Origin of the sequence: Thermodesulfobacterium geofontis OPF15 (assembly GCF_000215975.1) — a bacterium.
GTDB classification, from domain to species: domain Bacteria; phylum Desulfobacterota; class Thermodesulfobacteria; order Thermodesulfobacteriales; family Thermodesulfobacteriaceae; genus Thermodesulfobacterium; species Thermodesulfobacterium geofontis.
The window spans coordinates 933,162-957,781 of record NC_015682.1 but is presented as its reverse complement, the minus strand read 5'-3'; the positions used below and the strand labels follow the sequence as shown (position 1 = coordinate 957,781).

General features: G+C 29.9%; 27 protein-coding genes and 2 tRNA genes. 19 read left to right on the top strand and 10 right to left on the bottom strand.

Translation table 11 applies throughout. The features are described 5' to 3' along the window. Positions 1-71: 71 nt before the first annotated feature. Together TOPB45_RS05010 and TOPB45_RS05005 are read left to right on the top strand one after the other, a co-directional pair. Positions 72-467, top strand: a complete 396-nt coding sequence (locus TOPB45_RS05010; protein WP_013909765.1) for a hypothetical protein — start codon at positions 72-74, stop codon at positions 465-467. A gap of 67 nt (positions 468-534) precedes the next feature. After that, positions 535-960: a hypothetical protein gene (locus TOPB45_RS05005; RefSeq protein ID WP_013909764.1), complete on the top strand. Its 426-nt coding sequence runs from the start codon at positions 535-537 to the stop codon at positions 958-960. On the opposite strand, the gene TOPB45_RS05000 is transcribed toward TOPB45_RS05005, so the two are convergent. Beyond that, positions 946-2,271: a sigma-54-dependent transcriptional regulator gene (locus TOPB45_RS05000; RefSeq protein WP_013909763.1), complete on the bottom strand. Its 1,326-nt coding sequence runs from the start codon at positions 2,269-2,271 to the stop codon at positions 946-948. The genes TOPB45_RS05005 and TOPB45_RS05000 overlap by 15 nt on opposite strands. After that, entirely contained in the window at positions 2,244-3,530 is a 1,287-nt protein-coding gene (locus TOPB45_RS04995; RefSeq protein WP_013909762.1) for a sensor histidine kinase, read from the bottom strand. The genes TOPB45_RS05000 and TOPB45_RS04995 overlap by 28 nt, the downstream gene beginning before the upstream one ends. A gap of 66 nt (positions 3,531-3,596) precedes the next feature. Here TOPB45_RS04995 and TOPB45_RS04990 point away from each other — a divergent pair. After that, positions 3,597-3,670 (top strand) — tRNA-Arg (locus TOPB45_RS04990). A gap of 117 nt (positions 3,671-3,787) precedes the next feature. On the opposite strand, the gene TOPB45_RS04985 is transcribed toward TOPB45_RS04990, so the two are convergent. Next, positions 3,788-4,276: a nucleotidyltransferase family protein gene (locus TOPB45_RS04985; RefSeq protein WP_041430339.1), complete on the bottom strand. Its 489-nt coding sequence runs from the start codon at positions 4,274-4,276 to the stop codon at positions 3,788-3,790. Positions 4,277-4,379: 103 nt separating this feature from the next. On the opposite strand from TOPB45_RS04985, the gene TOPB45_RS04980 reads away from it, so the two are divergent. From TOPB45_RS04980 to TOPB45_RS08940, 7 genes are all read left to right on the top strand, one after another. After that, the gene (locus TOPB45_RS04980) at positions 4,380-5,660 is read left to right on the top strand and encodes a B12-binding domain-containing radical SAM protein (protein WP_013909761.1); all 1,281 of its coding nucleotides are present in this window, start codon (positions 4,380-4,382) and stop codon (positions 5,658-5,660) included. After that, entirely contained in the window at positions 5,660-6,997 is a 1,338-nt protein-coding gene (locus tag TOPB45_RS04975) for a tetratricopeptide repeat protein (RefSeq protein ID WP_013909760.1), read from the top strand. Before TOPB45_RS04980 ends, TOPB45_RS04975 begins: the two co-directional genes overlap by 1 nt. After that, positions 6,990-7,976 carry a thioredoxin family protein gene (locus tag TOPB45_RS04970; protein ID WP_013909759.1) on the top strand — a complete coding sequence of 329 codons (987 nt, stop codon included), beginning with the start codon at positions 6,990-6,992 and terminating at the stop codon, positions 7,974-7,976. The genes TOPB45_RS04975 and TOPB45_RS04970 overlap by 8 nt, the downstream gene beginning before the upstream one ends. A 102-nt stretch (positions 7,977-8,078) precedes the next feature. Next, a complete protein-coding gene (locus TOPB45_RS04965; protein WP_013909758.1) occupies positions 8,079-8,270 on the top strand; it encodes a hypothetical protein in 192 nt (63 codons plus the stop codon). Continuing rightward, a complete protein-coding gene (locus TOPB45_RS08615; protein ID WP_013909757.1) occupies positions 8,251-9,195 on the top strand; it encodes an FkbM family methyltransferase in 945 nt (314 codons plus the stop codon). Before TOPB45_RS04965 ends, TOPB45_RS08615 begins: the two co-directional genes overlap by 20 nt. Further along, on the top strand, positions 9,185-10,090 hold the full coding sequence (locus tag TOPB45_RS04955) for a glycosyltransferase family 2 protein (RefSeq protein ID WP_013909756.1): 906 nt from the start codon (positions 9,185-9,187) through the stop codon (positions 10,088-10,090). Before TOPB45_RS08615 ends, TOPB45_RS04955 begins: the two co-directional genes overlap by 11 nt. Positions 10,091-10,115: 25 nt before the next feature. Then, positions 10,116-10,274: a hypothetical protein gene (locus TOPB45_RS08940; protein WP_154645419.1), complete on the top strand. Its 159-nt coding sequence runs from the start codon at positions 10,116-10,118 to the stop codon at positions 10,272-10,274. A gap of 26 nt (positions 10,275-10,300) precedes the next feature. On the opposite strand, the gene TOPB45_RS08960 is transcribed toward TOPB45_RS08940, so the two are convergent. From TOPB45_RS08960 to TOPB45_RS04940, 3 genes are all read right to left on the bottom strand, one after another. Next, entirely contained in the window at positions 10,301-10,918 is a 618-nt protein-coding gene (locus tag TOPB45_RS08960) for a tetratricopeptide repeat protein (RefSeq protein ID WP_269077168.1), read from the bottom strand. Between the two features lie 134 nt (positions 10,919-11,052). After that, positions 11,053-11,125, bottom strand: a tRNA-Phe gene (locus TOPB45_RS04945). Between the two features lie 47 nt (positions 11,126-11,172). Next, positions 11,173-12,375, bottom strand: coding sequence for a bifunctional 3,4-dihydroxy-2-butanone-4-phosphate synthase/GTP cyclohydrolase II (locus TOPB45_RS04940; protein ID WP_013909755.1), 1,203 nt, complete (start codon positions 12,373-12,375; stop codon positions 11,173-11,175). Between the two features lie 85 nt (positions 12,376-12,460). On the opposite strand from TOPB45_RS04940, the gene murJ reads away from it, so the two are divergent. The 9 genes from murJ to TOPB45_RS04895 all read left to right on the top strand — a co-directional run bounded on the left by murJ (position 12,461) and on the right by TOPB45_RS04895 (position 20,284). Next, positions 12,461-14,020, top strand: coding sequence for a murein biosynthesis integral membrane protein MurJ (gene murJ / locus TOPB45_RS04935; protein WP_013909754.1), 1,560 nt, complete (start codon positions 12,461-12,463; stop codon positions 14,018-14,020). Positions 14,021-14,057: 37 nt separating this feature from the next. Further along, positions 14,058-14,774, top strand: a complete 717-nt coding sequence (locus tag TOPB45_RS04930; RefSeq protein WP_013909753.1) for a YkgJ family cysteine cluster protein — start codon at positions 14,058-14,060, stop codon at positions 14,772-14,774. 2 nt (positions 14,775-14,776) lie between these two features. Continuing rightward, entirely contained in the window at positions 14,777-15,550 is a 774-nt protein-coding gene (locus TOPB45_RS04925) for an iron-sulfur cluster-binding protein (RefSeq protein WP_013909752.1), read from the top strand. Then, a complete protein-coding gene (locus TOPB45_RS04920) occupies positions 15,534-16,418 on the top strand; it encodes a dihydroorotate dehydrogenase (protein ID WP_013909751.1) in 885 nt (294 codons plus the stop codon). The genes TOPB45_RS04925 and TOPB45_RS04920 overlap by 17 nt, the downstream gene beginning before the upstream one ends. Next, on the top strand, positions 16,387-17,253 hold the full coding sequence (gene hslO / locus TOPB45_RS04915; RefSeq protein WP_013909750.1) for an Hsp33 family molecular chaperone HslO: 867 nt from the start codon (positions 16,387-16,389) through the stop codon (positions 17,251-17,253). The genes TOPB45_RS04920 and hslO overlap by 32 nt, the downstream gene beginning before the upstream one ends. A 16-nt stretch (positions 17,254-17,269) precedes the next feature. Beyond that, complete coding sequence (locus tag TOPB45_RS04910; RefSeq protein WP_013909749.1) at positions 17,270-18,772, top strand: bZIP transcription factor; 1,503 nt, start codon at positions 17,270-17,272, stop codon at positions 18,770-18,772. A 65-nt stretch (positions 18,773-18,837) separates the two neighbouring features. Further along, entirely contained in the window at positions 18,838-19,125 is a 288-nt protein-coding gene (locus TOPB45_RS04905) for a LapA family protein (RefSeq protein ID WP_013909748.1), read from the top strand. Next, the gene (locus TOPB45_RS04900; RefSeq protein ID WP_013909747.1) at positions 19,109-19,657 is read left to right on the top strand and encodes a ferredoxin domain-containing protein; all 549 of its coding nucleotides are present in this window, start codon (positions 19,109-19,111) and stop codon (positions 19,655-19,657) included. The genes TOPB45_RS04905 and TOPB45_RS04900 overlap by 17 nt, the downstream gene beginning before the upstream one ends. Positions 19,658-19,663: 6 nt before the next feature. Further along, entirely contained in the window at positions 19,664-20,284 is a 621-nt protein-coding gene (locus TOPB45_RS04895; RefSeq protein ID WP_013909746.1) for a phosphoribosylanthranilate isomerase, read from the top strand. On the opposite strand, the gene amrB is transcribed toward TOPB45_RS04895, so the two are convergent. Genes amrB through ftsA form a run of 4 tightly spaced genes read right to left on the bottom strand, consistent with a single transcriptional unit; the run spans position 20,264 to position 24,617 of the window. Beyond that, positions 20,264-21,454 carry an AmmeMemoRadiSam system protein B gene (gene amrB / locus TOPB45_RS04890; RefSeq protein ID WP_013909745.1) on the bottom strand — a complete coding sequence of 397 codons (1,191 nt, stop codon included), beginning with the start codon at positions 21,452-21,454 and terminating at the stop codon, positions 20,264-20,266. The two genes, TOPB45_RS04895 and amrB, sit on opposite strands and share 21 nt — an antisense overlap. Next, a complete protein-coding gene (locus TOPB45_RS04885; RefSeq protein WP_013909744.1) occupies positions 21,454-22,239 on the bottom strand; it encodes a ParB/RepB/Spo0J family partition protein in 786 nt (261 codons plus the stop codon). The genes amrB and TOPB45_RS04885 overlap by 1 nt, the downstream gene beginning before the upstream one ends. A 13-nt stretch (positions 22,240-22,252) precedes the next feature. After that, positions 22,253-23,371, bottom strand: coding sequence for a cell division protein FtsZ (ftsZ, locus tag TOPB45_RS04880; protein WP_013909743.1), 1,119 nt, complete (start codon positions 23,369-23,371; stop codon positions 22,253-22,255). Between the two features lie 4 nt (positions 23,372-23,375). Then, positions 23,376-24,617, bottom strand: coding sequence for a cell division protein FtsA (gene ftsA, locus TOPB45_RS04875; RefSeq protein WP_013909742.1), 1,242 nt, complete (start codon positions 24,615-24,617; stop codon positions 23,376-23,378). Positions 24,618-24,620 lie beyond the last annotated feature (3 nt).

Below are 24,620 nucleotides of genomic sequence, written 5' to 3'. Positions count from 1 at the left end.
TTCGAAAAAAAAATTTCAGGCACGATTTTTGATTTAAATATTTAAAAACTTAAATTTAGAGGAGGTGTAAGATGTTTAAAAAACTAAGTAAAGCTTTAGCTATTTTAGGAACTATGGGGGTTTTAGTTGTTGGAACTGTTTTAGCTCAAAATGAAACCACACCCCAACAAGGTCCAACAAGATTTAAGCCTCACCGTGGTCCGATGATGCGTCAAAACATGCCTCAAGTAGATCCGCAAAAGGCTCAAGCATTTTGTAAAGAAATAAGTCCTCAATGGCAAAAAATGTGGCAAATTAAAAATGAACTTCGTGGATTATGGAGTAAAACCCCACCTGATTGGACAACAATTGAGAAAAAAGAAATAGAATTTATTAAAACTAAGCTTGAGATTGATAAAAAGGCTTACGAAATGGGTTTGCCTTATGGTCCAAGAGGCTTAAGATTAAGACAAATTTGTGGTTGGTAATTTAAAAAAATTTAGGAGCGGAAAAAACTTCCGCTCCTAAAAATTTTTAGTTATAATTTAAAAGGATATGAAATATTTGATTCTTTTAATTTCTTTTTGGTTATTTTTCTTTTTTCCTTTTTCGGTTAAAGCTGACAAACTTTTTCATTACCAATTTTTTGAAAGATACGATCCTAACACAGAAATTTTTATAAAGGGAAAAATTAAAAGAGTTTGGGTTTTGCCTAAGCATGAACTTGTAATTTTAGATGTAGAAAGAGAAAGAAAAATTTACAATGTAGTTGTTGGTCCTTTGTGGTTTGTGAATGAAGAAAACATTAGAATTGAACCTGGAGACGAAGTATTTATAAAGGGTTCTAAATTTTTTTCAGAGGAAGGAGAGATCTTTATTCTTACTAAATCTTTATATCTTGTAAATAAAAACCAAGTTTATCATTTTAGAGATAAAGATTTTAAACCTTTGTGGAAAAAGAAAAAATTAAAGGGCTTCTAGGTTATATTCTTTAATTTTATAATAGAGAGTTCTTAAGGAAATTCCAAGTAATTCAGCTGCTTTTTTCTTATTACCTCCTGTCTTTTTCAAAGCCTCTAAAATTGCTTTTTTCTCCATTTCTTTTAAACTTCCTGATATTTCTTTATCTTCATAAACTCTTTTTATATCAATAAATTCTAATTCAATATCAAGCTCTTTTCCTTTTGCTAAAATTAAATTTCTCTCCAGTATATTTTCGAGCTCTCTTATATTGCCAGGCCAGGGATAATTTTTTAAAATTTCTTTTGATTTTTTACTTAATTTTAAAGGCTCCTTTCCCATTTTTTGGGAAAGCTTATTTATAATATATTCAGCAATTTTTAAAATAGCTTCTTTTCTTTCCCTTAAAGGTGGAATAATTATAGGAAATACGTTAATTCTAAAATAAAGATCTTCTCTAAATTTACCCTGTTTTACTAATTCTAAAAGATCTTTATTAGTTGCTACTATAAATCTTGCATTTGTTTTTATAGGAGTAAGTCCTCCCAGTCTTTCAAAAGTTTTGTCTTGTAAAACCCTTAAAAGTTTTGCTTGTATTGTTAAATTCATTTCTGCTATTTCATCAAGAAAAAGTGTTCCATCTTTTGCCATTTCTATTTTTCCAGATTTAGACTTAATTGCTCCTGTAAAGGCTCCTTTTTCATATCCAAAAAGTTCAGATTCTATAAGAGTTTCAGGAATGGCTGCACAATTTATTTCTACAAAATTACCCTTTCTTCCACTTAAAAGATGTATAGCTTTTGCAATAGCAGATTTTCCTGTTCCTGTCTCTCCATAAAGAATAACTGTTGTTTCTGTAGAAGCAACTTGTAAAATTTTTTCGTAAATATCTTCAATTCCAGCAAATAAAATTTCAAAAGGAGGAATTTCAAAAGGTTTTTCAATAATTTCGGTTTTTTTAGTAGTAGATAATAATTTTTCAATTAAAAATAAAAAATCTTCTGGACTTGATAAAGGTTTAGTTATATAATCAGCTGCTCCTTTTTTCATAGCTTCTACTGCTGAGGGAATAGTTCCATACGCTGTAATTACTATAAAGGGAATATTTGGAAAAATATTTTTGGCTTTTTCTAAAAAGGCTATACCATCCATTTTAGGCATCTTTAAATCTGTGATAACGAGTTGAGGATTAAAGTCAGGCAGTTTCTTTAGGGCAATTTCTGGATCGTCATAAATCTCTACTTTATATCCTCCCTCTTCTAAAATAGTTTTTAAAAATAGGGCAAAAGAGTTATCATCTTCAACTATAGCAATTCTGGAATAATTAGACATGCTCTTGTTCCTTCCCCTTTTTTGCTTTCTATCTTAAACTTTATATTTAAGGTTTCACATAGTTTTTCTACTATTGCTAAACCAAGTCCAGAACCTTTAGGTTTTGTAGAAAAGAAAGGTTCTGTTGCCTTAAGTAAAGTTTTTTCATCCATTCCTGTACCATTATCTATAATTTCAAATTTAATTTTGTCCTCCTTTTTTTCTATATTTAATTCTATATTTTTCTGATTTTTAGAACTCTCCAATACTGCATCCACTGCATTTTGTAAAATATTGGTAACTATTTCTTTTAACTTATCTTTATCACTTTTTATCTTTATTTCTTGATTAAGATTTAGCTTAAAAATTATTTGTGGATAATTATTTTTAAATCCCATCAAAATTTCTTCAACCAATTCTTTTAAAGAAAATTCGGTAAGATAAATTTTAACAGGATTGGTATAAAGAAGCAGTTCATCTGTAAGCCTTTCAATTCTTAAAGCTTCATTAATTATTATTTTAATAGGATCTTTCAATTTATCTTCTACCTTATTCATTAAATATTGAGAAAATCCTTTGATACTTCCAAGAGGATTTCTTATTTCATGAGCAAGAATTTTGGTCATAAGAGATATACTTTCTAACTCTTTAAATTTTATTTGCATTTCTTCAACTTTTCTAATAATTAAAGTTCCTAAGACTCCAAACAAAATAAGTCCAAAGGAAGCTAATATTTTTATTCCTGCAAAAATTTTAGCTTTCCTTACTATTACTTGAGCAGGATAAGTATGTAAAGCTACTCTTAAAATATAATAAATTCCGTGAGGAAAATTAATTTTAAAATCACCTACAAAAACTTTTTCTAAGGTTTCAAGGGTTAGATAATAATAATAAGGATAAGAAGGAAATCTTTTAAGTTCAATTTTTTTACCTATAAGCTCTGGATTGGAATGTAAAATAATGTATCCTTTTTCATCATAAAGACTTATGAAAGCGATTCCTTCCCATTTTTCATTAAGTATTATTTCAGAAAAAATTCCATAATCCACATCTTTTAATTCATCAATTTCTATGGATTGTAAAAAACTTTGAATAGTTATAGCTATTCCCATAGCTTGCATTTTTAAAGCATTTTCTGCTGCTATTTTTGTATTTTTATAAGTAAAAAAAGCACTTATAATTAGAACTGCAGAAGATACTAAAACTACAGTCCATAAAATGAATATGGACCAGAGATTTCTATATTTAGAAAAAAATTTATATATTTTTCGGCTTTTCATAAAATTTCCTTTTATCCTTGCTAAAACTAAAAAATATTTTATATTATTTTTAAGCTATTTTAAGATGCGCCCGTAGCTCAATCGGATAGAGCATTGGACTACGAATCCAAAGGTTGCAGGTTCGAGTCCTGCCGGGCGCGAATTTTATATCTTTGTTCCCTACCAAGTTCTTCTTTTACATTTTCGAAAAAAAGAAAAAATAAATACATAAATGAATAATATAAAAAGCAATTCCAAGATAAAAATTTTATTTACTTTTATTTTATCAAGTAATTTTTCCATTCCTTTTTATAAATTTCTTTTCTTTTTTCATAAGGGATAAATCTGACACCAAGTATTTCAAAGATTTCTTTTTCTTTAGTAGTTATTAATTCTCCTGTATCTCGATTAAAAAGCCCATATTGATTTAATAAAAAGTTTTTTCTTTTTGCTATTCCGCGAAGCCATACATTAAATTTTCCTGAACCAACAAGATAAAGAGCAAAACTTTCCCAAGAATCTTTATATTCTTCAGGTAAATAATAAATTTCAAGCCTTTCATAAAAGGGAAAATTTTTTAAAATATTTTTAGTTTTTTCGTAATCCCTTTCGTTTACTAAGATATCAATATCTCCTATAGTGTTTTCTTTTCTTATATAGGAACCATAAATTCCAAATTTAATATTTTCCTTTTTTAAAATCTTTTCTATTTGTTCAACTATTTTTTGAGACTCTGAAAAAGTTATCCTTTCTTTTATTTTAGCCATTTTTTAAAAATTTTAATCTAATTTAATTAAAAGCCAAAACTCAGAAGGTTTAAATCTAAAGTAAATTTGACTAACCTTTAAATTAGAGGTATTATTTTTAAAAATGCGGATTCTCCTTTTTGAGGTAAATCCCTTTTCACCTCCCACACTTCCCATTTCTCTCGGCTACCTTGCAGCTTTTCTCATAAAACATGGTTTTAAAGTTAAAATCATTAACCTTTCTCAAAAGGGAGAATATTCTATTAAGGAATTAGAAAAGGTTATTAAAGAGTTTTCTCCCCAATTGGTAGGTTTTAGTACTTATCAAAGAAATATTTTGTATGTTTTAGGAATTGCTAAATTCATTAAAGAAATAAATAAAAATATAAAAATAATCTTAGGTGGTCCGCAAATTACTTTTATACCAAGTTTAGCGCTAAAAAATATGCCTATGATTGATTATCTTTGTAGGAGTGAAGGTGAGTTAACTCTCTTAGAAATTGCTAAAGCTATTGAAAGTGGCAATCCCTTTAATGGAATAAAAGGGGTTACCTATCAAATTAATGGAGAAATAGTTGAGACAGAAAGAATTGAAGGGTATGAAGAACTTGATAAATATCCTTCTCCTCATTTAATGGGGATATTTGATTACTCAAAAATAGATGAAGTTATTCTCTTAACCTCAAGAGGATGTCCTTTTGATTGTATTTTCTGTTACACTCCAGTTGCTTCAAAACATAAAATAAGATTTCACTCTGTTGAAAGGGTGCTTGAAGAAATAAAATGGGTAGTTAAAAAGGGAAAAAATCGAATTTGGTTTGCAGATCCTAATTTTTCATTTAAAAAGGAAAGAATCTATCAAATATTAGAAGGAATTTTAAAGGAAGGACTTAAAGTAAATATATGGTTAGAAACTAGAGCAGATTTAATAGATGAGGAGATGCTTAAGTTAATGAAAAAGGCAGGAGTTCACACCATTGCTTATGGACTTGAATCTGCTTCTGAAAAAGTTTTAAAGATAGTAAGAAAAAGGCTTTCCCTTGAGCAATTAAAAAGAGCTATTTATTTGACACAAAAATATGGAATTGAAGTGGAAGTATTTTCCCAATATGCCTTACCTGGAGAGACTTTTGAAGAGGCTTTAAGAACTTTAGAATTTGTCAAATCGCATGGAATTAAAATTCAAGGTAATTCTAATGCTCAGCAAATGCAACTCTATTTTGGTGCACCAGTTACAGAAAATTACAAAAGATTTGGTATAAAACCCTTTCCCGAAAAAAGACCATCTTATATATCTATAGGGGATAGATATGAAACTGAAACAATGAATAGAAAGGAAATTGAAATTATAAAATCACTTTGGATTAAAAATTCACTTGATAAAGGAAGGAGGATTGTTTCTTAATGGAAATATATATAAAACTTAATAAAAAGTTTGATTTTAATAAATTTGTTTCTAAACTTCCTGAAATAAATATTTTTAGCGATATATATGTATTTTTAAATAATTTCAAATATTTCGAGCTCCTTTTTAATTTATTAAAGGAGTTAATAAAGTTTTTAAATACCTACCCTTTTTTATATCTTCGCTTGCATATTATTCACCCTTACAAAGAAAACTTAGAGTCCTTTTATTTAAGAGTTTACCAATTAGTTAGTCCCTTTTATTTAGAAGGTTATAATCATCAGATTTTGCCAAGACTTATGGTCTTTCCAATTTTTTTATTTACCTTACCGAGAAATTTAAAAGATTTTTTAGAAACCTATTTTTTCCCTCCTGGTATAATTTTAGATAAAAAAACACAAAACCATACTTTGGAAAGGGTTTTTATAAATTCTCATAAAGACCCTCTTCTCTCTATTGGTTATCAAAATATTTTATTAAACCTTTTAGAAAACATTCAATCTTCTAAAATAGATTGGAAAGTCTGCAATCCTATGATGATTCTTGAAGAAGAAAAAATTTTCCCTTGTATTTATGCTTATGAAAGGAAACTCTCTTATATTCATGAAGAGCTTTGTAATAAATGTCTTTATAGATTATTAAAAAAATTTTCTCCTTTGGGTCTAATAGATCCTCAAGAATTAGCAACTCTTCATTTTAGATTGGCGCTTGACTTATTTGAAAACAAAAATATAGAAATGGCTTTAAAATATTTTTATGAAACTTTAAAATTTGCCTCCTCAGATGAAAAAGAAGAAATTTATTATTACTTAGGTATAGGTAAAGCTCAACTTGGTGATTATGCTTCAGCTATTAAGTATTTAAAAAAAGCAAAAATTGATCATAATACCTATTTTTATTTAGGTTTTTCTTTTTTTCAAAAAAATAACTTTTTGAAAGCAAAAGAAAATTTAGAAAAGGCATTAAACTTTAATTTGCCTTTGGAGGAAAAAATACCCATAGTTATTTATCTTGGACATACTTATAAAAATCTTGGATTATATGAAAAAGCTATAAATCTCTGTGAAGAAATAGTTAAGTATGTTGAGCTTGAACAGATATTTAATCTAATGGGAACTTGTTATTTTAAATTAAAAGCTTATGATAAAGCAGTTGAATGTTTTAAAAAGGCTATTTTAATTGATCCCTTTTGTGCAATTGATTATGCTAATTTATGCTTAAGTTTGAAGGAGTTAAATAAAAGGGAAGAAGCTATATATTATGGAGAAAAAGCATTAGAGCTTAATCCAGAACTTGAATTCATAAAGAAAATCTTAAGGGAGATTAAAAATGATTAGTGAAAAGGATCTAAAGGAAATTAATTTAGAAAATTTGAAATTTTTTCTTATAAGAAAAGAAAAATCAAATCAAATTTTTTCAAAGTTTGAAGAATTTTTAAATAATTTAAAAGGACATTTCTCATTAAATTTAGAAATTAAAGAAGAAGAACTTCCTGACTATCCAGCTTTAAAGGTAACAGATAAGGAAGAAAAAGTTCAGATTTATTATATGGCAATTCCCGAAGGATTAGAAAGGCAACCCTTTTTAAATGCACTAAAAGCCATTTCAAAGGGAGAAAGTTTTTTAAATAAGGAAGAAGTTGAAAGGATTAAAACTATTAAAAATCCTGTTGAAATTAAGATTTTCATTACTCCTTTCTGCCCCTTTTGTCCTTTTGTGGTAGATAAGGCAAACCAAATAGCTATTGTTCAGAATTTAATAAAAGTATTTATTATTGATGCAACCCTTTTTGTCCAACTCTCTCAAAAATATAAAGTTACTGCCTCTCCCACAGTGGTAATAAATGAAGATTTTGTTCTTGTTGGAAATGAAGCTAAGGAGGGATTATTGAATTTTATAGAAAAGGCAGGGGAAACTCTATATGATAAAGAAGTTTTAAAAAATTTGCTTAAACAAGCTCAGGCAGAAAGGGTTATAGAACTCTGTGAAAAGGAGGAAAAGTGTCTTTATACACTTATTGAGCTTTTGAAAGCACCAGAACTTTTTACAAAGATTGGGACTATGTATGTATTAGAAGAGATGGCTGAAAGAGGAAAAATTAAAAATAAAGCTAAAATCTTGTCCCATCTTATAGAAACTTTAAAAACCGTTAAAGATGAAAGAGACAAAGGGGATATTCTTTATTTATTGGGTTTGATAGGTACTCCAAAAATTGTATCAAAAATTGAAGAAGCAATAAAAGATGAACCACCTCTTATAAAAGAAATTGCTTATGAGGCAATAGAAAATATAAAAAAGCGAGAAACCTTTCATTAAGTTAATTTTGATAGATTTTTTGCATTTTTCAAAGTAAACCTTGGCATTTTTTATATACATAAATTATAATTGATAAGTTAAACTAAATTATAAAATTGAGATATGAAAAATTCACATACTCTTTTATTAATTGAAGAAGCTTTTGAAAGAATTCAAAGATTTAATTATGAAAGATATATAAAAGAACTCGAAAATATCTCTTATTCAAAGAAAAAACCAAGCAGAAAAAAACATATAGTTAATCGAATTTTAGAAAAATTTGGCTTTCATTTTAATGCGGGAAACTACTTTTGAAAAATTTGAAAAATATAACAAAATGGGCAAATGGAGCTCGGTGGGAACATTCCAACTTGCTCTTAAGATCCCGGAAAAGTTTGACGAAGTTTATAATTTATTCACTGACAAAGAATCAAGATTGACATTTGATTGGTTTATTCAATTTAGAATTGCTTATGCATTTTTGGGTGAAATAGCAAAATTTATATTTCCGCCAAATATTTCTAGCGAAGAATTTAAAAATAAAAAAAGAAACATCAAAAAATTATATCCTAATGGTTTTATAAAGATGGGAGGTTATAAATTTTTATCTAATCCATTACAAGTTATAGGTTCGTGGGTGTTTGAACAGTATAACTTAAAAGGAGCATGTGAAGTTTCTTCAGGAGATTTTGTTGTTGACGGTGGTGCATTTAAAGGAGAAACTTCATTTTGGTTTCTTTCAAAGGGTGCAAGAAGGATTTATGCTTTTGAAGGAGACATTCAGAATTTCGAAATCTTACTTAAAAATATAAAATTAAACAAAGTTGAAGATAAAATTATTCCTGTAAATAAATTACTTTTAGATAAAAACGGAATATCCAAAATTAAAATGACGGGTACGGGTTCAAGTTCGATTTTAAGTGAAGAAGGAACAGAGATTGAATGTATTATTCTTGACTCTTTTGTTACTCAAAATAATATCGAGCGTATCGATTTTATTAAACTTGATGTTGAAGGAGTTGAAATTAATGTTCTTAAAGGTGCAGTTGAAACAATTAAAAAATTTAAACCAAAGATGGCTATTTCAGTTTATCATAAACCAGATGACATTATTACTATTCCTACATTTATCTATGGATTATTACCTGAAGCAAAATTTTATTTAAGGCATTTTAGCAATGGTATTAGTGAAACTATACTTTTTGTAAATCCAAGAAATGGAGAAAGAAATGATGAATAACAAAACCTCTAATCAACCTTTAGTTAGTGTAATCCTTCCTACTTATAATAGAGCACATATTGTAAGTAAAGCTCTTCAAAGTGTGCTGGCTCAAACTTATCGTAATTTTGAAGTTATTGTTATTGATGACGGTTCAACTGATAATACAAAAGAGATTATTACAAATATTGCATGTAAAGATCCGAGAGTAAAATATTTTAGAAACAATGAAAATAAAGGACCAGCAGGGGCTAGAAATGTCGGAATAAACTTAGCAAAAGGAGAACTTATAGCTTTTATAGATGATGATGTAGAATGGTTTTCTGACAAACTTGAAAGACAAGTTAATTTATTACAAACTTTGCCAGAAGATTATGCTGTTGTATTATATTCAGGATCTTATAAAATTATTGGTGCAGGTGCAAAAAGATATGGACCTTCAAAAAATATTTATCCAAAAGAGGGAGATATTCTTAATTCTTTACTCAAAAGGAATTTTGTTGATACCCCTTCAATGTTAGTAAGAAAAAATGCACTTTTTAATGTTGGACTATTCGATGAAAAATTACCAATAATGGAAGATTGGGAATTAGCGATTAGATTATCAAAGAAATACAAGTTTAAATTTATAAATGAACCTCTGTATATTTCCCATGACACTCCAAATAGTGTAAATAAACAAAAAGGTGTTATTCGTGCACGTGCATTAGAATACATTTTAGAAAAACATATGGATGATTTTAAAAAGGATAAAAAAGCTTTAGCAAATTTTTATTTCAAATGCGGAAAAAATTATATTCTTGATAATCAGAAAAAGTCTGCTCTTAAATATTTTAAATTAGCATTAAAAAATGATCCATTTCGAATTAAATTTTTAATTGCTTTCATAAAATACTATATTTTAAATTTCTTTTAATTTCTTTTAAAAGATAAGTATGTATATGAAAGAGGAATTAGAAAGAGCAATTAATAGTTCCCTTTCTAAGCTTGCCTTTTCAGGAAAGTCTAAAAATACAATTTCTTCTTATAGTTCTCACTTGGCTAAATTTAAAGACCAGTTACAAAGATCTCCGACAATTTTAAATCTTACTAAATACTAAAGTTCAAAAGTAATAACCTTTATTTTTTAAAGATTTTGAATTAAAGAAAACAGTTCTTTGGCTTTAGATTTGGCACCGATAGATCTGTAGAGTTTATAGGATTTTACAAAATATTCTTTAGCAAGTTCCTTATTTTCAAGATTTAAATATAAAACCCCGAGATTTTCATAAGCAGTAGCTTTCCAAATATCCTCATCTGTTTCTAAAATTCTTTTTAATCCCTCCTTTAAATACACTTCAGCCTCTGGGAAATTTTTTAAATTTAAATATACTTTCCCAAGTTTAATCATGCATATACCAGTTGATTGAGGATCTTTTATTTTTTCACCAATTTCAATTCCCTTTTTCAAATATTCAATTCCTTCTGGATAATCCTCTTTTTTAATATAAATTTCACCAATATAACTATTAATAAGCGCTTTGTCTTTTTCATCAATTGATGTCTTTAAAGCTTCTGTATAATATTCAAGGGCTTTATTTAAATCCTCTTTTTGTTCATAAATTTTTGCCATATTAGTAAGAATAAAGGATTCCCATCTTTTATCTTTTATTTCCTGACTTATGGAAAGTGCTTCCTTGTAATATTCTAAAGCTTCTTCAAATTTTCCCTTATTTTCGTAAATTTTTGCATAGGTAACAAGTATAAGTATTTCTCTGGAAGGAAGGCAATGTTCAAACTCAGCCCAAAGAAAAGGGATATTTATAAAAATTAGAAAGAAAATTAAACTTAAAAATAGAAAATAATTACCTTTAAGTAAAAGAAAAAATTTAATGGAGGTGCCGGGGCCCGGAATCGAACCAGGGACACGCGGATTTTCAGTCCGCTGCTCTACCAACTGAGCTACCCCGGCAACTGAATATTAAAAATACAATATTTTTGTCTTTTGTCAAGATTTTGCTATTTTAAGCAACTTATAATATGTCCTAATTTTTCTTTTTTAGCTTTTAAATAATTATAATTTTCAGGTCTTGGTGGTATCTCAAGAGGAACTCTTTCTACTACTTTTATACCGTAACCTTCAAGACCTACAATTTTTCTTGGATTATTTGTCATAAGTCTCATCTGTCTTACTCCTAAATCCCTTAATATTTGTGCACCAATTCCATAATCTCTTAAATCAGGTTTAAAACCAAGGGCTAAATTAGCTTCAACTGTATCTTTACCTTCTTCTTGTAATTTATAAGCTTTAAGTTTATTCAAAAGCCCAATACCTCTTCCTTCTTGTCTAAGATAAAGAAGCACACCTTTACCTTCTTTAGAAATTAATTCCATAGCTTTCTTTAACTGAGCTCCACAATCACATCTTAAGGAACCAAAAACATCTCCTGTTAAGCATTCGGAATGCACCCTTACCAATACAGGATTTTCATCTATTTCTCCCATTACTAAAGCTATATGAGTTGCGTTATCAATAAAATTTGAATAGGCAACAAGCTTAAACATTCCGTATTGAGTAGGAAGATAGGTTTCCACTTCTCTTTTTACTAAGCTTTCTTTTTTAATTCTATAGGCTATGAGATCTCTTATAGTGATAATTTTTAAATTATGTTCTTCTGCAAACTTTTCCAAATCTGGGAGGCGAGCCATAGTTCCATCATCTTTCATAATTTCACAAATTACACCTGCTGGTTTTAAGCCAGCAAGACGGGCAAGATCAACCGCTGCCTCTGTATGACCTGCTCTAACAAGAACCCCTCCCTTTCTTGCTATAATCGGAAAAACATGTCCAGGAGTTATAAAATCTTGAGGCTTACTATTTTCATCAATTACAAGCTTAATAGTATAAGCTCTATCATAAGCTGAAATACCTGTAGTAATACCATGTTTAGCATCTATAGAGACTGTAAAAGCTGTTCCAAAAGGATCAATTCCTCTTCTTGGTTGTAAAGGAAGTTCTAATCTTTCTGCTATTTCAGGAGTTATAGCCAAACATATAAGACCTCTTCCATACTTTGCCATAAAATTTATTGCTTCAGGAGTTACTTTTTCTGCTGGCAATACTAAATCTCCTTCATTTTCTCTATCTTCATCATCAACAACAATAATCATTCTCCCTTTTTTAATATCCTCTAAAGCCTCTTCAATAGTACTAATAGGCATAAATTTTCCTCCCAATTGAAAGGTTGGTTAAAAAGTTAGATATGTTAATATAATAAATCTATTAATCTTTTTGCCAAGAGTGATAATGAAAAAAATTGAGAGCATAACCCATTCAGCTACTTCAGTAACCATTGCAGTTTTCATAAGTAGAATTCTTGGACTTATAAGAGAGCAAGTGTTTGCTTATTTTTTTGGAGCAGGAAAAAGCATGGATGCCTTCGTAGTAGGTTATCGAATTCCCAATCTCTTAAGAGATCTTTTTGCAGAGGGTGCTCTTGGTTCAGCTTTTGTAAAAATTTTTAGCTCCGGACTTGAAAAAGAAGGAGTAGAAAAAAGCTTTAAAATAGCTCAGATTCTCATTTCAAACTTTTTAGTCATCCTTATAATCATAGTGCTCTTAGGAATAATTTTTGCAAATTTCATAGTCTCAATTATTGCCCCAGAATTTAAAAAAGATCTTTATAAGTTTATCCTTACTACAAGACTTACTCAAATAATGATGCCTTTTCTTTTATTTATAAGCTTAGCATCCATTTTAGCAGGTATGCTAAATTCTTTTAGAATATTTTTTCTTCCTGCTTTATCTTCAGGACTTTTTAATTTAGTTTCTATTATAATAGGGATTATAGGCTATTATTTTTTAATGAATATGGCTATAGATCCAATTTATGCTATGGCAATTGGGGTTACCCTTGGGGGATTGTTTCAAATTATTTTTCAATATCCCTTAGTCAAAAATAAGGGTTTTTCTTTTTCCTTTTCTCCAGATTTTAAAAATGAGTATTTTAAAGAAGTTCTAAGACTTATGTTTCCTATTATTTTAGGACTATCTGTAGTTCAGATAAATATATTTATCAATACCTTTTTTGCTACCTCCTGCGGAGAAGGGGCTGTTTCTTGGTATTCTTATGCTTTCAGAATTATGTATGTGCCCCTCGGACTTTTTGGAGTAGGTCTTTCTCAAGCACTTTTACCAGAACTTTCTCGCCAGATTGCAAGAAAAGATTTTACAATGGCTAAAGACACCTTTTCCAGAGCCCTTATTGTTTCTTTAAGTTTATCTATACCTTCTGCTATAGGTCTTTTTATGCTCTCACACCCTTTAATAGGAGTCCTTTTTGAGAGAGGAAAATTTACATTTTATGATACCTCAAAAACTTCTCAAATTTTACAAATTCTTTCTTTGGGGCTTCCTTTTTATGGACTTTCAAAAACAGCAGTTCCCCTATTTTATTCCTTAGGTAAAACTATCATCCCTGCCTTTGGAAGCATAATAGCAGTAATTACAAATGTAGTAGTTATTCTTTTAACTATCAAAAAATTAGGGATAAATGGTGTAGCATTAGGAACAAGTTTGTCTCTTGTTTTCCAATCTTTGTTTTTACTTGCTATGGCTATTTATAAATTGGGGGTTTTGGATTTTAAGTTCACATTAAGAAGTCTTCTAACTTTAATCCTTGCAAGCTTAAGTTTAATTGGAATATTAGAGATTCTAAATATATTTATTTTTGAAAAAATATTTAAAATTATTTTGAGCATTCCCTTAGGGGCTATAATTTTTATAATAATTTGTAAAATTTTAGGACCTGAAGAAACTTATCTGTTTTTTGAAAAATTTTTAAAAACCCTTTTAAGGAGTAAGTAAAATTAATATAGTTTTAGATTTTGCCATACCTGAAAAAATGCAGCTTTTAAAAATTTTATATGATTATGTAGAGACCACCTATAAAGCCTATCCTCTTGCTTGTAAACCAGGATGTAGTCTTTGTTGTACTCAAAAGGTTTTTGCGACTTCAATTGAGGCTTATTATATACTTGATATCCTTTCAGAAAAAGACTTGGAAAAGCTTTTTCAAATAGAGAATTATCTTCGTCCTAAACTTACTCATAATCAAATTTTACTCTCCTATAAAGAGGGTTCAGAGCCCCACATAGAGGAAATCCCTGAATCTTTAGAGCCTTGCCCCTTTTTAACTGAAGAGAAATTATGCAAAATTTATGAAAGAAGACCTCTAATGTGTCGTCTTACTGCATCTACTATATCTTGTGAAAAGGGATTTGCTGAACTTCCGCCTTTTCTTTTTCAAATAAGTACAATAGCTTTACAACTTGTTGAAAATATAGATCTTGGAGGTCTTTACGGAAATATTTTTGATTTATTAAAATTTCTTTATCAATACAAAAAGGGATTAGTAGAAGAAATTCCAGATTATCTTTTAAATACAGTTGATGTAGATGAACTTCCCATCTTACCCGAAGAAAAAGATTTAAGAAAATGGGTGGGCAATTTATATAGAATACCTGTAAAAGATGAATTCACTTTTAGAGAGCTTCTGCAAAAACTGAGATCTGATTTTAAAAATTATGAGGCTTTAAGTTTCTTAAAGGAAATTTTTTAGTTATGTATAAAGGAAAAGTTGTTTTAAATAAAAGGGAAGCAAAAAACATATATTTATTGGGAATTGAGGTATCAAAGGAAATTTTGAAAAGTTTTAATCCTGGACAATTTTTAAAAATAAAAATTAATGAGAGAATGGATCCTCTCATTCCAAGACCCTTTAGTATTCATGCAGTAGATAAAAATGTAGTTTATATTCTCTATCAGGTAGTAGGAAAAGGGACAAAAGCTTTAAGTGAAATTAAAAAAGGAGAAACTCTTGAATTTTTAGGTCCTTTAGGAAAGCCTTTCCCAAAACTAAAAAATTATATAATTTGTGCTGGAGGAATAGGAATTGCTGGATTTGGATTCCTTTTACAAAAAGCTATCAAAAAAAGAAGTTTTTATCCCCCTGAAAAAATTTTTTATGGAGCAAAAACAAAAGATGAATTAGTAAGACTTTCTTTTTTAAAAAGTTTTGGTATATCTGTAGAGATATCTACAGATGATGGATCAAAAGGATATAAGGGATTTATTACAGATTTAGTAGAAAGGGAGCTTAGAGAAAAACCAAAAATAATTTTAGCCTGTGGTCCAAAGTTGATGCTTAAAAAAATAAAAGAACTGGGAGAAAAATACAAGGTAAAAACCTATTTGGTTATGGAAACCTTTTTAGCCTGTGGAGTAGGTTTTTGTATGGGATGTGTTATTCCCTCAAAAGAAAGAAATTACTTACATCTTTGTATAGATGGTCCAACTTTTTTAGCAGAGGAGATAGATATTGGATTTTTCAGTTAAAATAAAAAATCTAAAACTTAAAACACCATTAATGCTTGCTTCTGGTACTTGGGGCTTGGGAGAAAATTTAGATAAATTCTTTGCCTCTGAAGAAATCAAAAAAAATATTGGTGCTTTGGTAACTAAAGGTATTTCTATTAAAGAAAGAAAAGGGAATCCACCTCCAAGACTTTTTGAAACTCCCTGTGGACTTATAAATTCTATAGGAATTGAAAATCCAGGCATAAAAGAATTTAAAAAAAATTATCTTCCTAAAATTATAAATTATGGAGTTCCTGTTATTGTAAATCTTTATGGAGAAAGAATAGAGGATTTTGTGGAGCTTGCTTCTGAATTAAAAGAAGAAAAAGTAGATGGGATAGAACTCAATATTTCATGCCCCAATGTTGAAAAAGGTGGACTTTATTTTTCCCGTGATCCAAAATCGGTTTCAGAATTAATAAAAGAAGTAAGAAGGGTTTGGGGGAAATTTTTAGCAGTAAAACTTTCTCCTGTAGGTCCAGTTTTTGAAATAGCTGAAATATGTGAAAAATGTTTTGCAGATGCTTTAGTTGTTGCTAATACTTATCCAGCTTTAGCTGTAATAAGTATAAAACCTTTTAAAATTCTACAAGGTGGTTTATCAGGTCCAGCTATAAAACCTCTTACTTTACGTTTAGTATATGAAATAGCAAATAAAGTAAAAATTCCTGTTATAGGATGTGGAGGAATAATATCTGGAAAGGATGCTTTAGAATATTTACTTTGTGGAGCAAAGGCTTTTCAAGTAGGAACTGCTAATCTAATAGACCCAAGATCAGCTATAAGGATAATGCAGGAACTAAGGAATTTTAAAGATGGCTTACGTAATAAAAGCAATCCCTGTTGATAAAAATTTTAGAATCTTTGCTGTTGAATGTAAAGATATAGTCGAAACTGCAAGAAAACTTCAAGGATTAAGTCCCATTGCTTCAGCAGCTCTTGGAAGAGCTCTTGCAGGAATTGCTCTTCTTTCGGCAGATCTTAAAACTGGAAAAATGCTTCTTCAAATAAGTGGAGGTGGACCCTTAGGAGAAATATTAGCTGAAGGAAATTATAAAGGAGAATTAAGAGGTACAGTAAGAAATCCTAATGTATATTTAGAAATTAAAGATAAAAAATTGCCTGTTGGCGAAGCAGTAGGTAAAAATGGTTTTATTTCTGTAGTTAAAGATTTAGGACTAAAAGAAGTTTATCAAAGTTCAACCAAATTAATCTCTGGAGAAATTGCAGAAGATCTTGCCTATTATCTTACAGTATCAGAACAAATTCCCTCAGCAGTCTCTCTGGGAGTACTTGTAGGAACTGATGGAAAAATCCTTGCAGCAGGAGGTTTTTTAATTCAAAAATTACCTGAAGCAAAAGATGAGGAAATTGCAGAACTTGAGGAGAAATTAAGAAATTTTCCGCCTATCACTACCCTTTTATCTCAAGGAAAAACTCCAGAAGAAATTTTGGCTATGCTTTTCCCAAATATAAAAATTCTTGAAAAACGAAAATTGAAATATAAATGTACCTGTAGTCAAAAAAGGGTAGAAAATATGCTTATTGCTTTAGGAGAAAAGGAATTAGAAGAGTTTATAGAAAAAAAAGAACCTATAGAAGTAACCTGTAATTTCTGTAGAAGAAAATATATAGTTCCTTTAGAAAGAGTAAAAGAACTTTTGAAAGAACTGAAAAAATAAAAAAAGGAGGTGAAATATGAAGAGATGGAAATTTTTTTTATTGACTTGTGGTCTTCTCTCTTTACCCTCTTTAAGTTTTTCAGTAACAGATGAAGAAGTGTATAAGCTTTTGCAACAATTAATGAATGAAGTGCAAGAATTAAAGCAGGAAAATCAATATTTAAAGAAAGAAATTGAAAGGCTCAAAAGTCAACAAGAAAAAGAAATTAAAGAAGTTAAAACTGAAATTGCTAAAAATACAAAAAAGGAAGAAAGTGGCATTTCTTCTGGATTTTTTTCTAAAGGGGCTTATGGAGCAGGAAAATCAAAGGTTGATTTTTATGGATTTATTAAAGGCGATTTAATCTGGCAAGATTCAACTTCTGTAGGTACAGTTTATTTACTCTGGACTTTACCAAAAAAACAAGGAGGACATGATTCTACTTCAACCATTACATTTAGGCATAGTAGATTTGGTTTTGATCTAACTAAACCTTATAATGAAAATTTTACTATCAAAGGGAAATTTGAAATGGATTTTTATACCCAAAGTAATAGTGCTGATTACAAGCCTTGGAACCCTCAACATGCACCTTTAAGAGCTCGACTTGCCTATCTTGAAATTTTAAAAAATTCTTGGGAATTAAGAGCAGGGCATGACTGGATGACAATAGCTCAACTTTATCCTCACCTTTCAAACTTCCCAGCTGGATCCTATATGGGTAATTTAGCTTATAGATTAACTCAAATTAGACTTACCAAAAACTTTAAACTGTTTGATGATGATCTCTTAAAGGTTCAGGTTGCTCTTGATAAACCTTTTAATTTTGGGAAATTAAATAGTGGGTTAGCTTCTTTTATGGATTATGAACCTGATGTGGATTTTGGGTATCCTGGTCTTGAGGCAAGAATAGCTTATCATACCAAACTTTTTGAAAAACCTGCTCTATTTGCCTTATTTGGACACTATTCAGGACAGGAATATAAAGAAGATTATAAAACCTTAAGCGGAGATAAGAAAACAACAAGTTTTTCTACAGGTTTAGAATTGAGTTTACCTATACCTTTTTTTAAAAAATATAATCCTACTTTATCTGGAGAATTTTGGTATGGACAAGGATTGGGAGGTTATTATACTGCAGGTATAGATCAAACAGCAAGAATTAAGTATTGGGATAATAGTGAAAAGAAATATGTATACGCTACCACTTTAAGTAATTTTGATAAAAACGAGGATAAAATAATCTCTATTACTCCTGTTCATGCTATTGGGGGATGGGTAGAACTTGGATTTAACCCTGTACCTAAACTTCAAACTTGGGTTGGATGGGGAATAGATAATCCGCTCAATTCAGATTTGAAAGGAGTTAAAGGAGCAAGACTACAACAACAAATGTACTATGCACATTTCTTGTATAAATTTGTATCTGAATTTGGAGTAGGACTGGAATATCTACGTGCTATTACAGATTATAGAAAAGAGGATGGAGATGATGGGGTGGTTAATCGTTTTATGCTAAGTTTTTATTATTTCTTCTAAAAACTTTTTAGGAGTAACTTTTTGTTTGCTACTAATTATTTAAAAATTTTGAGGAGGAAAAAAATATGTTTATTAGACTGATCTTATGGATCATTATTATTCTTTTTATAGTATTTTTTGTAATTTTTAATGTGGAACCTAAAGTCAATATTCATCTATTTCCGGGAGTTATTTTAGAGAATATTCCTCTTGCTTTAGTAATATTTATTAGTTTTATTTTAGGGTTGCTTTCAGGAATAATTTTATCCCTTGGGCAAATTATCAAATATCAATTAGAAATAAGAAAAGCAAAGAAAAAATCTCATATAGAGCAAAAACAGATTGAAGGAGGGGAATATGAAGATAAACCCTGAAAAGGAGGTTGTAGAATCCTTAGCTAAAGAAATCTTAGTTGCAGCAAGAACTGCTCCAAAAGCAAAAGGCATAGATGATCTTATTTTTGGGCTTATAACTGAAAATGAAGAAAAGGAAAAACTTGCTCAAGAGATGGAAAGGATAGCAGAAGAAAAAGGATCTGCCTTTAAATTTTTCAAAAGGGATGCTGATAATGTAAGAAATTCTGAAGCTATAATTCTAATTTCTGTTAATTTTTCAAAACCCTTAGGTCTAAACTGTGGAGCTTGCGGTTTTAGTTGTGATACTATTTTAAAACAACCTAAACCAAATTTAGATTTAGATGGTCCTGTCTGTGCAATGAAACTTTTGGATATGGGAATAGCTATAGGTTCTGCAGTTGCTAAAGCTAAGGATTTATGCATTGATAATAGAGTAATGTATACCATAGGAGTTGCAGCTAAAAAACTAAATCTCTTGCCTGGTCAGATAATAATAGGTATACCTTTGAGTGTAAAAGGAAAAAATATCTATTTTGATAGAAAATCATAAAATTAAATGGTTAAAATTAAAATTTGCGGGCTTAAGGAAGAAGAGGATATTATGTTTTTAAATGATTTTCCATTAGACTATATGGGTTTTATTATGTATCCAAAATCTCCGAGATATGTAAGTGATAAGTTAAAAAAGCTCCTTTTTTTAGTAAAAAAAGCTAAAAAAGTAGTTGTTTTTGTAAATCCCTCTTATGAAGAGGTTAAAAATGCCCTTGATTTAGGAGCAGACCTAATTCAACTTCATGGAGAGGAAACACCTCAATTTGGAAAAAAGATAGGATTAGAAAGAATAATAAAAGTTTTCAAAATAAAGGATAATCTCTTTGATTTTAAAGAATTGTCCCTTTGGAAAAATGCTTATGCTATATTACTTGACACTTATATAAAAGGACTACCAGGTGGAACTGGGAGGACTTTTAATTGGGATATAGCAAAAAAAGTAGTTTCTTTAGGGTATAAAGTTTTTTTAGCTGGTGGAATAAACCCTGATAACGTTTTATTTGCAATAAAAGAGGTTTCTCCTTACGCAATTGATATAGCAAGTGGGGTAGAGCTATATCCAGGAAAAAAAGACCCAGAAAAAATAAAAAAACTTTTTGACAATTTAAAAATGATATCCTGCTGAAACTACAGAAACTACAGAACCTTGACCAAAGGGAATAGCTTCTTGATAAAAAATTTGGTATTCTCCTTTAATATTTGCTTTGTTTAAAAGTAAATTTAATAAATAGAGACAGGAAAGACCACATATTTTAAAAGGAGCAAGTTTTTTAGTTTCATTTAAAAATTCTTCAGAATTTCCATTAAAGGTAAGTTCTAATAATCTTTTATCTGTTTCTAATATTTTCTTTATATGAGTCTCTGAGACTTCAAAGGGATCTCCATATCTTAGACCTAAATGACAAAAATCTATTCCTAAAACGATATAAGTTCTATCATCTATCAATTCAGATAGTGCTTCTATAAACTTTTCTAATAATTCTTTAGTTTTTTCTTCAAAAAAGACTATCAGAGGTCCTATTAAAAAAGGTAGGACAACAAATTCATCCTTTAGCAAATGATGTAAAAAGAGAACCTGAAATTCAATAGAATGCTCCAGTTTATGAGCTATATGATTAGGAAATAGTTCAATTTTTTTAGAATTACTAAGATATAATAAACCTCCTCTATCGTTTTTAACTACTCCAAATGGAGTTGCTACATCTTTAGTAAGGACAGACCAAGGAAGATCTAAATGGTGTCCTACACCTAAAATAATTACTCTTGAACCAGAAGGTATTTTAAATCTGCTATAACTTTCTGCAAAGGCTTTTGCACCAGCCCTTATATCAATATGTGGAGCAATTAAAATTTTAGGAGGTTTTGAAGAATCAGGATTACATAACTTTAAAATATCCTCTATAAAAAACTTAGCTTCTGAAGCTGAGAGAGGATAGGCTTGGTTAGCATGAGCCATGGGTCTTAAAGGTAAAGATAGCCATTTTTCATAGGCTTTACTTTTTATTTCTTCAAAGTTCTTACTCCATAAAAATCCTTTTTCATCAAGAAAATTAACAATCTTAATTATTTCTTCTAAAGGCACAATTTCTCCAAATCTTTTTGTGGCTTCAACTTGAAGATCTCTGAGATCATGTTTGCCATCCATTAAAGGTAGCAAAAAGACTACATTTTGAGGAACAACAACAATTTCTTCAATTATACCTACAGGATCTCTTAATAAGAATACAGGTTTTCCTTCGTGTTTGGCTGGAATAACATCTACATATCTTAAAATAGGTTTATAGGTAGCATCCATTAGACTGTCTCTTCTCCAAAATCTTCTGCAGTCAAGCTCTGACAGGCTTCTTTTACTCTTTCTACTGCAGCATAGAATTCTTCTTCAATAGTTCTTACTCTAACACCATATGCTTTTTGTACTGCCTTTCTTACTATTTCTCCTTTCATTAGTGCATTTTCCCATCCAAATTCAGCATATTTTTCATTTACAATTCTGTTTAAATCTATCAAAGCGGAAGCTCTTCTTCTTCTTTCTTCAGCAGCTGAACTTAAGGGCATAGCTAAAAAGTTATCAATTTTAGAGACAAAACTTTCATAAAAACTAGCAGGAAATTTAGGATCAAATTCTTCTATAGCAAATCCGAAAGTAATAAATACTGGGTCTTTAAAATAGGTAAATAGGTCTTCTTCAATCATATTAGGATCTTCTTTTAATAAATCCTGATATAGTCTATAAGCCTGTTTAGATTTTTCTTTAACATTAGGTGGTTTTTCAGTATTGAATTCAAGGATGTAATGATAAAGACTTTCATCAACAACAATTCCAAGTATTTCTCTTGCTCCAAGATCTCTCATAGCCTCAAGTCTATGTAAACCATCAATTACATAATATTTACCATCCTTAGGTACAACTACTATAGGGGTTAAAAATCCAAGTTTTTCTATTGCCATTTCTAAGTGTTTTTTCAAACTTTCTGAAATATCTCTTTGGAAAGGAGGTCTTACTACTTCATCAATTTTAAAAAGCGCCAATTTTAAAGGCTGTTTTTTTACAGGGTCTTCAAAGGTGGCAATTTCAATCATATAACCACCCCCTTTAATCAGCGTTTCTTCTTAAAAAAGTTGGTATATCTAAAATTTCCTCATCGAAAATATTAAAACTACTTTGTTTTTGCTTTTCACTTTTTTTCTTTAAACTTTCATCCATAGATATAACTTTTTCCTTTTCTTTTTTTTCTTCAGATTTTTCAAGTCCTGTAGCTATTACAGTAACTCTCAAAGAATCATCCAGATTTTCGTCAAAAACAACTCCCCAATAAACTTTAGCATCTGGATGCAACTCTTTAGCAATTGTCCCTGTAATTACCTGTGTTTCATGAATAGTCAAAGTATCAGGATGAACACTTATGTTAAGCAACAGCCCTTTAGCTCCTGAAATAGAAATATCTTCTAAAAGCGGACTATAAATAGCCATTTGGGTTGCTATTTCAGCTCTTCCTTCACCCTTTGCTTCTCCCATACCCATCAAAGCTGTTCCTCCACTTTCTACCATTAATGCTTTAACATCCGCAAAATCAAGATTTATATATCCAGGAGAAAAAATTAAATCAGAAATTCCTCTTACTGCATAATATAATACATCATCTGCTTTTTTAAACATATCTGCAAGTCTTTCTTGAGGTGAACCTAAAGTAAGAAGTTTATCATTGGGGATAGTAATAAGGGTATCTACATATTTTTTTAATTCTTCTAATCCCTGTTCTGCCACTTTCATTCTAAATTTACCTTCAAAAGAAAAAGGTTTAGTGACTACAGCTACAGTCAAAATACCTAAATCTTTACAAATATTTGCTATTACAGGAGCTGCCCCTGTTCCTGTTCCCCCTCCCATTCCTGCTGTGATAAAAACCATATCAGCATCCTTTAACACATCTCTTATTTCCTTTTCACTTTCTTCAGCTGCCTGTCTACCAATTTCAGGCTTTCCACCAGCACCTAAACCTTTAGTTAATTTTTTACCTAATTGTATTTTAAGAGGGGCTGGATTTAGCTCTAAGACTTTAAAATCTGTATTTGCTACTATAAATTCCACTCCCTGTAATTTGTTTTTTATCATGTTAGCTACTGCATTTCCTCCTGCACCTCCAACACCTATTACCTTTATATTAGGTTGCACCTTAGTTTCTTCATCTAATAGTTCAAAAGAAATACCCATTATTTTATCCCCCCTTTATAAATTTAAATAAACTTTTTCTTATCTTTTCAATAATTCCCTCTTTTTTTTCTTCTTTTACTTTTTCTTTTAAATTGTACACATACCAAAGCATACCTACTGAGGTAGCAAATTGAGGATGATAAATTTCTTCTGAAAGCCCTGGAAGTTGCAAAGGATAACCAACTCTTGCTGGTAAGTCTAATAATTGTTCAGTTAAATAAATCATTCCAGGAAGAAGTGCTGACCCACCAGTTATTACTACCCCACTTCCTAATTTTGATTTAATATCTAAGATTTCTTCACTCGCAAATACCTTTTCACGCAATTCTTTTTCAATTAATTCAAAAAGTTCTTTTATTCTCAATTCCAGTATTTCTGCAAGAATTTTCTTACTTATTTTTCTTGAAGGACGATTTCCTATTCCAAGGACCTCAACAAATTCTTCTTCATCTACTAATTCTTTTACACAAACTCCATGTTCAATTTTTATCTTCTCTGCCTCTTTCCTTGAGGTTCTTAATCCTATAGCCAAATCATTAGTGAGAAGCTCCCCTCCAACAGGAAGAGAAAAGACAAACCTTAAAACATTATCCCAATAAATCACTACATCAGTTGTCCCTCCACCAAAATCGATAAGGACAACGCCTAATTCCTTTTCTTCAGGAGTTAAAACTCCTTCTCCTGAAGCTAATCCTTGAAAAATAACCCCATCTACTTCTAAATTTAAATTTTCAAAACATCTTAATAAATTTTGAAGATTAGACCTATTACATGTAATTAGCTGAACATGAGCCTCAAGCCTCACCCCTGACATCCCTATAGGTTGGAGTATCCCTCTTGTTTGATCAACTATAAATTCTTGGGGAATAACATGTAAAATCACTCTATCTTGAGGGAGTTCTATTGTTTGCGCAGAATAAAGTACTTCTTCAACCTCAGAAGGCGTTACTATTTTTTCTTTTAAAGCAACCACACCTGAACTAAAAATCGTTTTTATATGACTTCCAGCAATACTTACATAAATATTTTCTATAGGAACCTTTGCTTGAGTTTGAGCTTTTTCTATAGCATTTTTAATACTTTGAGTAGCTTCATCTATATTTATTATGGCTCCTTTTTTAAGACCCTTTGAAGGAGCCAATCCCATTCCTGTAACCCATAATTTTTCTTCCTTTTCTTCACCAATAAGTGCGCATATTTTGGTAGTACCCACATCAACAACTAAAATACCCTTCTCTTTCCCCATAAA